We start from the raw sequence: 15,382 nt of genomic DNA, 5'->3' as shown, positions 1-15,382 counted from the left end.
GCTTGCCGACCGCAGACCGTTCGACTTCCTTCTGCGTTGTGGCCGGAACGTCTCTAATCCTCGCGGGGGCGCCAGGGTGATCGATCGCGTCAGGTGGTGTGTCCAGGTGCTCGCCGTGTCTGCGGCGGTCGCCACGCTCGCGTCGGGAGCCGGCGCGCAGGCCGGGCCCATGGTCCCCGTCTGCCCCGATGGCGCCGCGCCGACGGTGGACAGCAGCATCGTCGTCGTCGGCCTCGCGCCAAGCCCGGAGTTCCGGGGACGGCGATACAGCGCCGCGCAGCGCCTCCACATCCTCTACATCGCCGACGCGATCCGGGCGCGCTTCGTGCCGCCACCCTCGCTCGGCGCCCTGCCGGTGGTGGGTGACGCGTCGTCGGGGGACCCGCGGCAGCGGGCGGTGGCGCGCTCGGTGCTGCACGCCGAGTTCATCGTGGTGCTGCGGCCGGACGGGCACCTGCGTCGGATCGCGTGGCAGGTGCAGCCGCTCTCGGCGCCGCTGGGCGACGCACTCCTCACGGCTGTTCGCGCAGCGGAGGACTCCGGCGCGCTGGCCGAGATCCATGCACCGGCGGGGGCGAAGGGCGACGACACGCTCGCAATCACGCTGGTGACCACCAACGACAGCACCCCGCCGGAGCTGCCGCTGATGCGGGCACGGGTGCCGGTGTTCGTGGTGGACTCACTGCCCATGGTCGTGAAGATGAACCTGCCCGCGTATCCCGAGGCGGCGCGCGCGGCGCGTGTGCCGGGTGAAGTCGAGGCCTGGTTCGTGCTGGGCAGTGACTCGCATGTGATGCCGGAGAGTGTGCAGTTCCGGCGCGCCGACTGGCAGGAATTCATTGGCCCGATCCGCACCGCGCTGACGACGTCGCGGTTCCAGGCAGCGCAGAGCGGCGGGTGCCGTGTGCCCACGTTCGCGCGGCAGCGGTTCGCGTTCGAGTTGCGCTGAGACGGGGACTGCCGGGCCGCTTGTTCGGTGGTTCGGTGGTTCGGGATCCCCGTCCCCTTGAACTCACGATCCCCGTCCCCTTGAACTCACGATCCCCGTCCCCTTGAACTCAAGATCCCCGTCCCCTTGAACTCAAGATCCCCGTCCCCTTGAACGGTGCCATGTTCAAGATCCCCGTCCCCTTGAACGCTCCTTGAACGTTGGTCCCCTCTTCAAGCTGTCCCCCCTGAACGTTCTCCCCCGACCTTGGCGACGTCACGGGGCGGGCACGCCGGTACGTCCGACCCATCGAACATGTCGTTCCCCGACCATTTCTCCCGCGTCGCCGGCGACTACGCCGCCAGCCGGCCCCGCTACCCCGATGCGCTCTTCGCGTGGCTGGCGTCAATCGCACCCGGGCGCCGGCTCGCCTGGGACGCTGGCTGCGGGTCAGGGCAGGCGAGTACCGCGCTTGGTGCACACTTCGACCGCGTCGTCGCCACCGACGCCAGTACCGCGCAACTCGCGGCGGCGGAACCGGGCGCGCATGTCTCGTATCACGAAGGACGCGAGTCCAATCCCGCCCTTGCCGACCGGAGTGTGGACCTCGTCACGGTCGCACAGGCCGTGCATTGGTTCGACCGGCCACAGTTCTGGGCGGAAGCGCACCGCGTCCTGGCGCCGGATGGCGTGCTGGCGGTGTGGACCTACGGCGTGGCGCAGATCACGCCCCACGTGGACGCCGTGATCGCCCCGTTCTACGGCGATGTGCTCGGGCCCTACTGGCCGCCGGAGCGCGCGCACTGCGACACCCACTACCGCGACATCGGGTTCCCGTACGCGACGCTGCCGAGTCCGGCGTTCGCGATGTCGGCGACCTGGTCGCGTGCGCAGCTGGTGGCCTACCTGCGGACATGGAGCGCCGTCGGCCAGTACCTCCGGCGCGAGGGCGTCGACCCCGTCCTGGCGCTCGAGCCGGCGCTGGCGGCGGTGTGGCCGGACGCCGTGGACCGGACGGTCACGTGGCCACTCACCGTCCTCGCCGGCCGCGGGCAGCGTTGACCGCTTGCGCCGCGTAGCATACGGGTCGTTCTTCTGCGCATGAGATGGCGGCGTCGACGCCGCCCTCCCGCGTTCTGCCCACCCAAGGAGACCCGCGTGATGGTCACGCTTTCCCGTTCCGGTGCCTGGCGCACCGGTGCATTCGTACTGGCCGGCCTGCTCCCGCTGGCGCTGCAGGCGCAGGCGACGCGGCCCGCCACCCGGCCCGCCGTGCGCCGCGTCGTGCAGCCGGCACCGTCGGGCCCGCTGACCTTCGACTCCACCGCCTTCGGCGGACTCCGCTGGCGCGAGATCGGCCCCGCCCGCGGCGGACGCTCCGTCGCTGCCACCGGCTCCGTCCAGCGCCCGAACGAATACTGGATGGGCACCACCGGCGGCGGCGTCTTCAAGACCACCGACGGCGGACAGAACTGGGCCGCGGCCAGCGACAACTACTTCGGCGGCACCATCGGCGCCATCACCGTCGATCCGCAGAACCCGGACATCGTCTGGGTCGGCGGCGGCGAGACCGACATCCGCGGCAACACCGCCGGCGGCGACGGACTCTGGAAGACCCTCGACGGCGGCAAGACCTGGACGCGCCTCGGCTTCCGCGACGAACACATCGCCGCCATCCGCGTTCACCCGACCAACAAGGACATCGCCTGGCTGGCCGTGTTCGGCAACCCGTTCAAGGCCGGCGAGACCCGGGGCATCTTCAAGACCACCGATGGCGGCAAGACGTTCGCCAAGGTGCTCTTCGTGAACGACTCCACCGGCGCCATCGACCTCCAGCTCGACCCGTCCAACCCCGACATCATGTACGCCGCCACCTGGCAGGCGTACCGCACGTCGTGGTCGCTTTCCTCGGGTGGCCCGGGCAGCGGCATCCACAAGTCCACCGACGGCGGGATGACGTGGACGAACCTCAGCACCACCGCCGCCGGCCTGCCGCGCGGCGTGACGGGCAAGATCGGCCTCGCCGTCAGCCCCGTGAAGCCCAGCCTCATCTGGGCCGTGATCGAGCACGACTCGGGCGGCGTGTACCGCTCCAGTGATGCCGGCGCCACCTGGAGCTACATCAACCGCGACCGCAAGCTGCGCCAGCGCGCCTGGTACTACTCGAACATCGTGGCCGATCCAAAGGACACGAACGTCGTCTATGCGCTGAACGTGAACTTCTTCCGCTCGCGCGACGGCGGGAAGACCTTCCCGCAGGGCATCCGCGTGCCGCACGGCGACAACCACGACCTGTGGATCGCGCCGAACGACCCGAACCGCATGATCGAGGCGAATGACGGCGGCGCCACCGTCACCACCGACGGCGGCCGCAGCTGGACCGACGAGGACTTCCCGACCGCGCAGTGGTACCACGTGGACGTGACCAACGAGTACCCGTACGCGATCTGCGGCGCCCAGCAGGACAACTCCACCCTCTGCGGCCCGAGCCGCGGCGACGGGCGCGTGCAGTTCGCCGACTGGAAGGACGCCGGCGGCGGCGAGTCGGGCTACGTCACGCCGCACCCGACCAAGCCGTGGATCATCTTCGCCGGCAGCTACGGCGGCCTGCTCACGCGCAAGGACATGCGCACGGGCTTCGAGCGCAACATCACGGTGTACCCGGTGAACCCCATGGGCTGGTCGTCCAAGGACATCCCGGTGCGCTTCCAGTGGACCTTCCCGATCGTCTTCTCACGCCACAACCCGAACGTGCTGTACGCCGCCGGGTCGCGGCTTTTCCGCAGCACCAACGAGGGTGAGAGCTGGGCCGAGGTGTCGCCGGAACTCGCGCGCCGCGACCCGCGGACGATGGATGCCTCAGGCGGCCCGATCACCAAGGACCAGACGGGCGTCGAGACCTACGCGCTGATCTTCGCGTTCGACGAGTCGCCGGTGCAGCAGGGCGTGCTCTGGGTCGGCACCGACGACGGCCTGGTGCACATCTCGCGGAACGATGGCCGCACCTGGGAGAACGTGACCCCGCCCGGCATCGGTGACTTCACCCGCATCTCCATCATCGAGCCCTCGCACTACGAGGCCGGCACGGCCTACGTCGCCGCCAACCGCTACCAGCTCGGCGACAAGCGCCCGATCATCTACAAGACCACCGACTTCGGCAAGACCTGGACGCAGATCATCAGCGGCATCGACGGTGAGCACTTCGTGCGCGTGGTGCGCGAGGATCCCGTCCGCCGCGGCCTGCTCTACGCCGGCACCGAGCGCGGGGTCTACATCTCGTTCGACGACGGCATGAACTGGCGCTCGATGCGCCGCAACCTGCCGCTGGTGCCGGTGCACGACCTGCGCGTGAAGGACAACGACCTGATCGCCGCCACCCACGGCCGCGCGTTCTGGGTGATGGACAACATCAGCGCGCTGCGGCAGGTCACGCCGGCGATCCTCGCCTCCACCGCGCACCTCTTCACGCCGGCCGACGCCTGGCGCACGGACTGGGGCGGCGGGTTCTTCGCGCAGATGATGGGCGGCGCCGAGGGCATCGGCAGCAACCCGCCGGGCGGCGCGCGCTTCCAGTACTGGCTCAAGGACCCGAACCAGACGGTGCGCTTCGAGTTCCTCGACGCCGCCGGCAAGGTGATCACGGGCTTCACCAGTGATCAGGATCCCGACACGCAGGCCGACTCGCTCCGCATGGACGCGATGCGGACGGCGATGATCGACTCGCTCGTCACCAAGGCCGGCCTCGCACGCGACTCGGCCACGAAGGTCGCGACCGCACGCACGTCGGGGCCCGGTGCCGTGGACCTCGAGGAACTGTTCACCCGCGGCCCGCGCCCGGTGCGCGTGCCGAACAAGGCCGGCATGAACAGCTTCGGCTGGAACATGCGCTACCCGGACGCGGCCCGGTTCGACGGCCTGATCATGTGGGCCGGCTCCACCACGGGCCCGATGGCGCCCCCGGGCACCTACGCCGTCCGCATGACGGCCGGCGGCGTGACGCAGTCCTATCCGTTCCGCATCCGCAAGGATCCGCGCAGCGACGCGACCGATGCCGACATCGCCGCGCAGTTCAAGCTCCTGCTGGCCATCCGTGACCGCACGACCGACGCCAACATGGCCGTCCGCACCGTGCGCAACATGCGCTGGCAGGTGTCCGACCGCGCCCCGCGCCTCTCCGGCGCCGCGGCACAGGAGTTCACGCAGCTCTCCGGCGAGATGATGGGCGAGCTCACCGGCGCGGAGCAGGAGGTCTACCAGACCAAGAACCAGAGCAGCCAGGACCCGCTCAACTACCCGATCAAGCTGAACAACCAGATCGCAGCACTGTCGGGCACGGTCGGTTCCGGCGAGTACCGCCCCACCGTGCAGGCGCAACAGGCCTTCACGATGCTGAGCGGCAAGCTCGAGGTGCAGCTCGGCGCCATCAAGAAGTCGCTCGATGGCCACCTGCCGCGCCTGAACGCGATCCTCAAGGCGAATGGCCTCCCCGAGCTCGTGCCGAGCAACGAGGAGATCAAGCCGAACCGGCCCAAGATCGCGATGTAGTCCATCCTCTGCGTCCCTTGCGTCAACAGCAAGTGCAACAGCCTTGACGCAAAGGCGCAAAGGGCGCGAAGGACGCAAAGAAGTTGCAGACGGCGAAACCCCGGTGTGCGGAGTCATCCTCCATGCGCACCGGGGCTTCGTTTCTTGCGGGGAACTGCAACAGCCACCGCAGTTCCCTTCAATTCTTTCGATCATCGTCCGGGCCAGGCCTCGCAACGCGGAACGACCTCTTTGCGTCCTTCGCGTCCCTTGGCGCCATTGCGTCAACGCCGTTGCACTTTCCTTGGCTTTGCCCGTTGCAGCTCAGTCGTGCTTGACCGCTGAAGGACGGAAGAGCGCGACGTACTGCCCGTAGCCCTCGGCCTCGAGCTGGTCCACCGGGATGAAGCGCAGGGCTGCAGAGTTCATGCAGTAGCGCTGGCCGGTCGGCTTCGGGCCGTCGTCGAAGAGGTGGCCGAGGTGCGAGTCGGCCTGCATGCTGCGCACCTCGGTCCGCGTCATGAAGAACTTCCGGTCGCTCTTCGTCCGCACGTTGGCGGGCTCGATCGGGCGCGTGAAGCTCGGCCACCCCGTGCCCGAGTCGAACTTGTCGAGGGAGCTGAACAGCGCCTCGCCGGACACCACGTCGACGTAGATCCCCGCCTCGTGGTTGTCCCAGTACGCGTTGCGGAAGGCACGCTCGGTGCCCTCCTGCTGCGTGACCTGGTACTGCTCGTCCGTCAGGCGGGCGCGGAGTTCGGCGTCGGTGGGTTTCACGAAGGAAGGTGTGGTCATGGGAAGGATCGGGTACACCGCGCCCGTGGGCGCGCTGGGACTGGTGGTGAGGAGAGCGGCACGGCGCGCCGTGCGCAGGGGGCCCGACCGCTCGCGCGGCATCGGTACGGGAAACTTCAACCGGGGCAGGGCGTGCCGCACCTTGTGACGTGGACGCGCCCGTGCCCAGCTTGTCGCCGGCCCGGGGCCAGCGCCGTGACGCGCATCCCCCGGCACCGCCCCCGCCGCATTCCCCCCGACTCGCCCATGCCTGACGTATTCCGGAACCGAGCCCGGGGTTCCATCACCAGCCCGGCGCCATGCTGAGGTCGCACCACTCCCGGGCACACCTGCAGCGGCATGCGCACGCCGACGGCTGGTGGGAACTCGCGACGCAGGCGGCCGCGCCGGCGGTGGCCGATTGCGTCGCGACCTACGTCGGCTACGAGGAATGCTCCCGCACGCCGTTACGCCGCTTCGAGGTGCCGCACCCGAACGTGACGGTGATCGTGAACCTCGGCGACCCGCTCGACGTGCATGCCCCCGCGCTGGAGCCGGCCGGTGCGCGTTTCGGGAGTTTCGTGGCCGGCCTGTTCGACACCGTGGCCGTCACGGCCAGCACCGGCCGGTCGCGAGGCATCGAGCTGAATCTCTCGCCCCTCGCCACCTGGCGGTTGCTGGGCGTGCCAATGCACGCGCTCGTGAACCGTGCCGTGCACCTCGGGGACCTGCTCGGCCGCGACGCGACGCAGCTCGAGTGCCGGCTGCGCGACGCGGCGACGTGGGACGCGCGATTCGACCTGCTGGACGTCGCCCTCGCGCGACGACTCGAGCGCGCGCGGGCGATGCCGGCGACGGTCGCGTGGGCCTGGCGCGCGGTGATGCGTGAACCCGGCGCGGCACCGGTGCACGACATCACCCGCGAGTTGCAGTGGAGCCGGCGCAGGCTGGCGGCCACCTTTCGCGAACATGTCGGGCTCACGCCGAAGGCGCTGGCGCGTGTGGTGCGCTTCGACCGCGTGGTGCGGCAGGTGCGGGCACTGCCGCCTGGGGAGTCACCAGTCTGGTCGAGACTCGCATTCGGCTGCGGCTACGCAGACCAGCCACACCTGGTCCGCGAGTTCCGCGAGTTCGCCAGCCTCACCCCCACCGAGTTCCACCGGCGCCTGTCCGCGATACTGCCGGGTGTGTCTGCACCTTGACGACCGCGCGGGTGAACAATCCTTCAAGACACGGGGGGAACGGCGCCGCAGCTTGACGGCCACACCTCTCACTCCGGAGCCTGCCCATGAATGCCATCGGACTCATCGCACCCTGCCTCTTCTACCGTGATGCGAACGCCGCCATCGAGTTCCTGGTCCGTGCCTTCGACTTCCGCGTGCGCCTGCAGGTGCCGGACGAACAGGGCGGCGTGGCACATGCCGAGCTCACCTTCCGCGACTCGGTGATCATGGTGGGCACCGCGAAGCCTGCGCGCGGCTGGCAGAGCCCGATGGACCTGGCCGGCGTGAACCAGACGCTGAGTGTCACGGTGGAGGATGCCGACGCGCACCACGCGCAGGCGGTGGCCGCGGGCGCGTACATCGAACGGGGCCTGGAGGACGCGAGCTATGGCAGTCGCGGCTACGAGGCGCGAGACCCGGAGGGGAACTGCTGGTACTTCGGGACCTACGTGCCCGGCGCCTGGTGGGACGGCAAGACGCCGGGGTGACGAATCACCGGTCGCGCAGCCCGCTCAGCGCTGCGCGCGGCGGCAGGCGTCGGCGTCACCGAGCCGGCAGGCCTTCTCGAACAGGGTGCGTGCGAGCGCGCTGTCCACCGGCACGCCGGCGCCGCGACGGTGCGCGATGGCGAGGTTCGCACATCCCGCGGCGACGTTGCCGTCACACGCCTGCGTGAAGAGCCGTGCGGCGCGCTCCGGGTCGGCGCGTGTGCCGCGGCCCTGCGCGGTGAGCGTGCCGAGGTTCACGCACGCCACCAGCACGTTGTCGCGGCAGGAGCGCGCGTAGAGAGCCACGGCGCGCACCGGGTTGGCCGTCGCCCCGTTCCCGCTCTCGACGCGCGCGCCGAGGTTGCTGCAGGCGATGGCGTCCTTGTCGTCGCAGGCGCGGGTGAGCAGCGAGGTGGCGCGTGCGGCATCGGTGCCGACCACGGTGACCGAGTCGCTGAGCGTGGCGAGGTTGCTGCAGCCACGCGCGTCACCGGCACGGCAGGCGCGATCGTAGTTGGCAGCAGCCTGCACGATGTCACGCGCCGTGCCGGCGCCCATCTCGTGCATGAAGCCCAGCGAGGTGCACGACTTGGCATCACCGGCGGTGCAGCCGGCGCCGAAGAGGCGAAAGGCGCGCGCGGTGTCGGCGCGCTGGCCGATGCCCTGACGGACGAGCCAGGCCGACTGTCCGCAGGCGCGTGCGTCACCGGCGCGGCAGGCGCGCTCGAGGAGCTCGGTGCCGCGGATGGTGTCGGCGGGTGCGGGCTTGCCGGCGAAGTAGATCCCGGACATGGCGCGGCAGGCGGCACTCTTGCCGGCAGCGCAGCTGGCGAGGAGCGCGGTGGTATCCGATGCCGTGGTCCGGGCGGCGCGGGGCGCACGTCGCGTGCGCGGCTGCTGCGCGTCGGCGGTGACGGTGAACGCCGCGAGCAGGGTCACGCCGAACAGCAACTGCAGGACCGTTCGGCTCTGGCGAACTCGACCGAAAGCGGGTCGCATGGGAAGACGGGGTACGGGAGGGAGGCGGGCGGGGGCGCGCCGATTCGCGCGCGCTAATGAACGCTAATGAATATGTACCACACCGTCCGCATCCCTGTCACGCCCATCCGTGACGGGAAGTGACGGACTCAGCATCAGATGCCGGACGACACCCCGGCCACCCCCGCTGAAATACCACGCTGGATGCGGGGCAGGTCGTCACCCGCCGTGGTGCGCCAGTTGCTGAACGCCGCCCGCACGCCCGGCCGGCCGGAGAGCGTGGCGGGTGTCAGGAACGTGTCGCCGCTGGCCGCGACCCCGTCCAGAAAGACGCGGGTCAGTGCCGCGCCGTCTCGCCCCGCAACGATCCGGTCGCCGAGCCGGAAGGCCACCACGTTCAGCGAGACTGGCGCCAGCAGCTCCAGGTCAGGGTGCGCCTCGATCCACGCCCCCAGGCTCGCCGCGCAGGCACAACACTCCGCGACCACGTCGGCGACCCCCGACCGTCCGTAGGCCAGCAGCGTCGCCCACACCGCCAGCGCGCGCCATCGCCGCGAATTCTCCGGCGTGTGATGGAAGGGATCGGCCAGGGCGCCGGCCTGCATGAAGTACGACGCCGCGTTCCGGAACACGCGCGCCTGCACCGCAGGATGCCGCGTCAGCACGAACCCGCTGTCGTACGGCACGTTGAGCCACTTGTGTGCGTCGCCGCAGATCGAGTCGGCGTCGGCCAGTCCGGCGAGCTGCGCGGCGTGCGCCGGCAGCAGCGTCGCGAAGAGCCCGAACGCTCCGTCCACGTGCAGCCAGGCGCGGTGCTCGCGCGCCAGTGCCGCGAGTGCCGCGATGTCATCGAACGCCGTGGTCGTGACGGTGCCCGCGTTCGCGACGATGATCGTCGGCACGTCGCTGGCCGCGAGTGCCGTCGCCATGGCCGGCACGTGCACCCGTTCCGTGCCCGGGACGGTGTCGACGATCCTGACGTGATTCCGGCCGATGCCGAGGATCGCCGCCGCCTTCACGACGCTCGCGTGTGGCGTGGCGGACAGGATGCGGAGGTCCGGCAGCACGCCGGCGCCGTCGGCGGCGACATCCACGCCACGCGCCTCGCCAAGCCACTGCCGCGCCGTCGCCAGCCCGGCCATGTTCGCCATCGTGGCGCCGCTCACGAACCACCCCGCCATCGTCGTCGGCAGCGAGAGCAGGTCGCAGAGCATCGCGATCGCCTGCTCCTCGAGCTGCACCACCGCGCTGCTCGACGCATCCGATGCGTTGTTGTCCACGGCACTCGTGATCCAGTCCGCAGCCAGTGCGGCGGGCGTGCCCCCGCCGGTCACGAAGCCCAGGTAGCGCGGTCCGGCGGACGCCGTCAGCAGCGGGAGGACGTCGTCGCGCAGCCGCTCGAGCACGGCTTGCGTGCCTTCGCCGGTTTCGGGCAACGCGACGGCAGGGAGCGGCACGGCACCGGGCTGCACGGGGCGGTCCGTGATGCCGTCCAGGAACTGCCGTGACAGCGCGGCCGCCGTGTCGAGCAACACGGGCAGCAGGAAGCGTTCGTCGCGGGGCGAGGTGGAGCGCACGTTGCCGAGGGGTTCGCGTGGAGGGATGGCGCAAGATACCTGTCGGGCAGGGCGCCGATCGGGTGGCGAGGCGGGGGAGATGACCGCCTGCGGCCCGGACGCCGCCCGGTGCCATCTTTGTCGCACCATCACCGTCTCCGTCACGGTCACCGTCAGCGTCACCGTCGCCGTCGCCGAATGCCCCCGCGTCCCCGCCGCGCCCCGACCGCTCGATCCACGCCGGTCGCACGAACCGACACCGTCGCCGCACGCGGCACGGTGTCGCTCGCGCGCGCCCTCTCCAAGCTTGGCATCTGCTCCCGGTCGCAGGCGGAGGTCGCCGTCCGTGACGGACGCGTGACGGTGAACGGCCGGCGGGTCACCGACAGCAGCCGACGGGTGGTGCCGGAGCGGGATGTGATCGTGCTCGATGGCGCGCGCACGGCGGCGACGGCACGCGTCTACATCGCGCTCAACAAGCCGCGCGGGTTGCTCACCACGCGCAGCGATCCACGCGGGCGCGGCACCGTCTACGAGTGCCTCGACGATCCCTCGCTGCCGTTCCTCGGCCCGGTGGGCCGCCTCGACCAGGCCAGCGAGGGGCTGTTGCTCTTCACCAACGACACGCAGTGGGCGAATGCGATCACGGCGCCGGCCTCGCACGTGGTGAAGACGTACCACGTGCAGGTGGATCGTGTGCCGGATGCCGCGCTGGTGGCGGCGCTGCAGCGTGGCGTGACGACCGACGACGGCGAGCGGCTCGGTGCCGTCCGGGTGGCGGTGCTGCGCGCCGGCGCGCGGCATGGGTGGCTCGAGATCGAGCTCGACGAGGGGCGCAACCGGCAGGTGCGACGGATGCTGGAGGCCTGTGACACCACGGTGCTGCGACTCGTGCGCGTTGCGATCGGTCCGCTGGCGCTCGGCACGCTGGCCAAGGGGGCGTGGCGCCACCTGCTCCCGGACGAGATCGTGGCCGTGCGTCCGCCGGCAGGGGGCGTGGTCCGCGGCGATCGCTGAACACCGGTGCCCGCCGCCTGCGTGACGAGTAGGATTCGTGGCATGCAGACCAGTGCTCCCCTGATCGACATCGCGCACGTCATCCAGCAGGCCGTGGCACCGGTGTTCCTGCTCTCCGGCGTGGCGGCGATGCTCAACGTGCTCACGAACCGGCTCGCGCGCGTGATCGACCGGGCGCGCCAGTTCGAGATCGACTACCACGACCTCCCGGTGGGGCACGAACGCCAGGTGATGCGCGATCGCCTCGCTGTCCTGTCGGGCCGCGCCCGCCTCGCCAACCGCGGGATCACGCTCTGCACCATCTGTGCGCTCCTCGTCTGCCTGGTGATCATCGCGCTGTTCGGGTCCGCGGTCCTGCACGTCAGCGGCGCGTACTGGATCGCCGGCCTCTTCGTGCTCGCGATGCTGGCGCTGATCGGCGGCCTGCTCGCCTTCCTCCAGGAGATCTTCATCGCCACCCGCACCGTGCGCATCGACCCGCCGCGGGACCGCGTATCGGCCGAGGGCACGGGAGCGGGCGGCTGATGCGCCCGGAGTCGCCGGATGCGCGCATCGCGCAGAGCTGGACCGACAACGCCGACGCCTGGACGAAGGTCGTGCGCGAGGGGCTGGTGCCGAGCCGGCTGGCCGGGACCGACGCCGCGATCGTGGAGGCCTGCCTGGCCTGCGGCACCGGCACGCTGCTGGACGTGGGCTGCGGGGAAGGGTGGCTGGTGCGGGCGGTGGCGGCACACGGCCTGCGCGCGACGGGAGTGGACGTGAGCCCGCCGCTGATCGCGCAGGCCACGGCCCTCGGCGGCGGCGAATTCGCGGTGGCGACCTACGAGGCGCTGCAACACGACGCCGGCCTGGCCGCGGGGCCCTGGTCGGTGATCGCCTGCAACTTCTCGCTGCTCGCCGATCCCGTGCACCCGCTGCTGGCGGCATTGCGCGCACGGCTCGACGCCGGCGGCGTGCTGCTGATCCAGACCGTGCATCCCTGGACGGCGCGCGGCGACGCCCCCTACGCCAGCGGCTGGCGCACCGAGGCCTTCGACGCCTTCGCGGTGCCGTTCCCGACGCCGATGCCGTGGTACTACCGCACGCTGACCTCGTGGCTCGGTGAGATCGCGACCGCCGGGCTGCGCGTGACCCGGGTGCAGGAGCCGCTGCACCCCGCCACCGGCATGCCGCTCTCGCTCCTGCTCCACTGCGAGGCGGCGTGATCGACTGGCCACGGGTGGTGCACGAGCTCTCGCCGCTGGAGGTGGCGGCGGCAGTGGCGACGCTGGTGAACGTCTGGCTGCTGGTGAAGAACAACATCTGGACCTGGGCGTGGGGCGTGGCGTCGGTGGTGCTCTACGGCATCGTCTTCTGGCGCGCACACCTCTGGTCGAGCACCGGGCTGCAGGTGCTGTACTACCTGCCGATGCAGGCCTACGGCTGGTGGGTGTGGCTCCGCGCCGGCCCCACGCACCACGACGACCTGCCGATCACCCGCCTCACCACGCGGGGCCGGCTCCTCTGGACCCTCGCCACCCTGCCGCTGGCCGCGCTCCTCGGCTGGGTCATGTCGTTCACCGGCGCGCAGCAGTCGATGGCCGACGCACTGGTCACTGCAGTGAGCGTCAGCGGCCAGTATCTTCAGACACACAAGAAGATCGAGCACTGGGCCTGCTGGACGCTGGTGAACGCGCTCTACGCGTTCTGGCTGCTGCCGCGACAGCAGCTCTGGGTCTCGTCGCTGATCTACCTGATCCTGCTCGGCATGGCCGTCCAGGGGTGGCGACAGTGGCTCCGCGAGGAGCAGGGGCAGGGCGTCGCCGCCGCCTGACGGCTGTCCGTACCGCACCGCCGTGCGGATGACCACCGGAACGGAGTCCCGATGCTGCGCCGCACCCTCGCCCTCATCGTCCTCGCCTCGTCGCTGCAGGCGCAGGCGGCCGACCGCACGCCGGCGATCGACGAGCTGCTCTCACTGAAGTCGGTGGCGAGCCCGCGCCTGTCGCCGGACGGCGCCCGGGTGGCGTACCTGCTCACCACCACCGACTGGCAGCAGGATGCGTTCGTGGCGCAGCTGCACCTGCATGACCTGCGCAGCGGCAGCACGCGGCAGCTCACCCGGCACGAGGCCGGGGTCTCGCAGGTGCAGTGGTCACCGGACGGCAAGTGGCTCTCGTTCGTCAGCACGCGCGTGGACCAGAAGCCGCAGCTCTTCGCGCTCGCGATCGACGGCGGAGAGCCGGTGCGCCTCACCAGCGCCGCCGGCGGGGTGAGTGCCTACGACTGGCGGCCGGATGCCGGTGCAATCGCCTTCACGTCCAGCCCCTCCGCCGGCGAGCGCAAGGCGCGCGACACGACTCTCGGCGGGTTCGAGGTGGTGCGACGGGACCATGCCATGCAGCAGCTCTACACCATCGACGTGGCGGCCGCACTGCAGGCCCCGCAGCCCGGCGTGCTGCGCACACCGGCGGCCACGCGCTACAGCGTGGGCAGCCCGGCCTGGTCACCCGACGGCACCCGCATCGCCTTCAGCACGACGCTGCGCCCCGATGCACCGAATGCGAACACCGCCGACATCCGCGTGCTGACCGTGGCGGACAACAGCGTGCGCGACGTGGTCACGCAGCCCGGTGCCGACGACAATCCGCACTGGTCGCCGGACGGGAGCCAGCTCGTGTTCAGCACGGCGATGGGCGAGGTGCGGACGAACTACTTCCGCAACACGCGCCTGGCGGTGGTGGATGCCGGCGGAGGCGCGATCCGCCCGATCACGCTGGCGTTCGACGAGCAGCCGGGCTATGTGGCCTGGGGACCGCGCGGGGTCTACTTCAGCGGACTGCAGAAGACGGCCTCCCACCTCTACGTCGCCGACCCGTCCAGCGGCACCATCATCCGGCTCACGGGGCCGGACGACGGCATGTATGCCGGCTTCTCCCTCGATCGCAGCCACACGCAGGTCGCCTTCATCACCTCGTCGCCCACGGCGCTGCCGGAGCTCGCGGTCTCGCCGCTGGAGTCGTTCACGCCGCGCGTCGTCAGCGACATGAGCACGCAGGTCGCGGGCTGGAAGCTCGGCACGCGCGAGGTGTTCCGCTGGAAGAGCCGCGACGGCACGGAGATCGAGGGAATCCTGATCAAGCCGCGCGACTTCGACCCGGCGCGCCGCTACCCGCTGCTCTGCGTGATCCACGGCGGTCCCACCGGCATCGACCGGCCCACGCTGCCCGACGCGCGGTACTACCCGGTGGACCAGTGGGTGAACCGCGGCGCACTGGTGCTGAAGGTGAACTACCGCGGCAGTGCCGGCTACGGCGAGCGGTTCCGCGCGCTGAACTACCGCAACCTCGGTGTCGGCGACGCGTGGGACGTGATCAGCGGCGTGGACGCACTGATCGAGCGCGGCTGGGTGCAGCGTGACCTCGTCGCCTCGATGGGCTGGAGCCAGGGCGGGTACATCTCCGCGTTCCTCACCACCAGCAGCCGCCGCTTCGTGGCGACGTCGGTAGGCGCGGGCATCTCCGACTGGCGCACGTACTACTACAACACCGACATCACGCCGTTCACGATCAACTACCTCGGCGCCGACCCGGTGGCGGACCCGGCGATCTACGCGAAGACGTCACCGGTGGACTACGTGCGCAACGCCCGCACGCCGACGCTCATCCAGCACGGAGAGCTCGATCGCCGGGTGCCGATCGCGAACGCCTACCAGTTGCGGCAGGCGCTGGAGGACCGGAACGTGCCGGTCGAGATGATCGTGTACAAGGGCTACGGGCATGGCATCACGAAGCCGAAGTCGCAGCGGGCGGTGATGCAGCACAACCTGGGCTGGTTCAACCACTACGTCTTCGGGGACCCGCTCCCGGACTTCACGAAGGTGTCCGGGGTGCCGGCGCCCTGACACCGGCGCGG

The 15,382-nt window shown here is 70.7% G+C and carries 13 protein-coding genes; 10 read left to right on the top strand and 3 right to left on the bottom strand.

From position 1 onward, the window contains the following. The first annotated feature begins 115 nt into the window (after positions 1-115). From IT355_11635 to IT355_11625, 3 genes are all read left to right on the top strand, one after another. On the top strand, positions 116-949 hold the full coding sequence (locus tag IT355_11635; GenBank protein MCC7053903.1) for a hypothetical protein: 834 nt from the start codon (positions 116-118) through the stop codon (positions 947-949). Between the two features lie 294 nt (positions 950-1,243). Then, complete coding sequence (locus tag IT355_11630; GenBank protein ID MCC7053902.1) at positions 1,244-1,990, top strand: methyltransferase domain-containing protein; 747 nt, start codon at positions 1,244-1,246, stop codon at positions 1,988-1,990. A gap of 99 nt (positions 1,991-2,089) precedes the next feature. Further along, positions 2,090-5,473 carry a glycosyl hydrolase gene (locus tag IT355_11625; GenBank protein MCC7053901.1) on the top strand — a complete coding sequence of 1,128 codons (3,384 nt, stop codon included), beginning with the start codon at positions 2,090-2,092 and terminating at the stop codon, positions 5,471-5,473. Positions 5,474-5,776: 303 nt separating this feature from the next. Here the strand turns inward: IT355_11625 and msrB are convergent, their stop codons facing one another. After that, positions 5,777-6,247, bottom strand: a complete 471-nt coding sequence (gene msrB, locus IT355_11620) for a peptide-methionine (R)-S-oxide reductase MsrB (GenBank protein MCC7053900.1) — start codon at positions 6,245-6,247, stop codon at positions 5,777-5,779. A 299-nt stretch (positions 6,248-6,546) separates the two neighbouring features. On the opposite strand from msrB, the gene IT355_11615 reads away from it, so the two are divergent. Continuing rightward, complete coding sequence (locus IT355_11615) at positions 6,547-7,428, top strand: helix-turn-helix domain-containing protein (protein ID MCC7053899.1); 882 nt, start codon at positions 6,547-6,549, stop codon at positions 7,426-7,428. Positions 7,429-7,514: 86 nt separating this feature from the next. Continuing rightward, the gene (locus IT355_11610; GenBank protein MCC7053898.1) at positions 7,515-7,937 is read left to right on the top strand and encodes a VOC family protein; all 423 of its coding nucleotides are present in this window, start codon (positions 7,515-7,517) and stop codon (positions 7,935-7,937) included. 24 nt (positions 7,938-7,961) lie between these two features. On the opposite strand, the gene IT355_11605 is transcribed toward IT355_11610, so the two are convergent. Both IT355_11605 and IT355_11600 read right to left on the bottom strand, forming a co-directional pair. Next, positions 7,962-8,936 carry a sel1 repeat family protein gene (locus tag IT355_11605; GenBank protein MCC7053897.1) on the bottom strand — a complete coding sequence of 325 codons (975 nt, stop codon included), beginning with the start codon at positions 8,934-8,936 and terminating at the stop codon, positions 7,962-7,964. A 134-nt stretch (positions 8,937-9,070) separates the two neighbouring features. After that, on the bottom strand, positions 9,071-10,492 hold the full coding sequence (locus IT355_11600; GenBank protein MCC7053896.1) for an aspartate aminotransferase family protein: 1,422 nt from the start codon (positions 10,490-10,492) through the stop codon (positions 9,071-9,073). Between the two features lie 177 nt (positions 10,493-10,669). On the opposite strand from IT355_11600, the gene IT355_11595 reads away from it, so the two are divergent. From IT355_11595 to IT355_11575, 5 genes are read left to right on the top strand one after another with little or no spacing between them, the layout of a single operon-like run. Then, positions 10,670-11,488, top strand: a complete 819-nt coding sequence (locus IT355_11595; protein MCC7053895.1) for an rRNA pseudouridine synthase — start codon at positions 10,670-10,672, stop codon at positions 11,486-11,488. Positions 11,489-11,530: 42 nt separating this feature from the next. Continuing rightward, positions 11,531-12,013: a DUF2721 domain-containing protein gene (locus IT355_11590; GenBank protein MCC7053894.1), complete on the top strand. Its 483-nt coding sequence runs from the start codon at positions 11,531-11,533 to the stop codon at positions 12,011-12,013. Next, positions 12,013-12,693 (top strand): class I SAM-dependent methyltransferase, encoded by a 681-nt coding sequence (locus IT355_11585; protein ID MCC7053893.1) that lies wholly within the window; start codon positions 12,013-12,015, stop codon positions 12,691-12,693. Before IT355_11590 ends, IT355_11585 begins: the two co-directional genes overlap by 1 nt. Beyond that, the gene (locus IT355_11580; protein ID MCC7053892.1) at positions 12,690-13,301 is read left to right on the top strand and encodes a nicotinamide mononucleotide transporter; all 612 of its coding nucleotides are present in this window, start codon (positions 12,690-12,692) and stop codon (positions 13,299-13,301) included. Before IT355_11585 ends, IT355_11580 begins: the two co-directional genes overlap by 4 nt. A 51-nt stretch (positions 13,302-13,352) precedes the next feature. Further along, positions 13,353-15,371, top strand: coding sequence for a S9 family peptidase (locus IT355_11575; GenBank protein ID MCC7053891.1), 2,019 nt, complete (start codon positions 13,353-13,355; stop codon positions 15,369-15,371). Positions 15,372-15,382 lie beyond the last annotated feature (11 nt).

The sequence above is a fragment of the Gemmatimonadaceae bacterium genome (genome assembly GCA_020851035.1).
Lineage (GTDB): Bacteria > Gemmatimonadota > Gemmatimonadetes > Gemmatimonadales > Gemmatimonadaceae > JACMLX01.
This window is presented reverse-complemented; position numbering and strand designations above follow the sequence as displayed.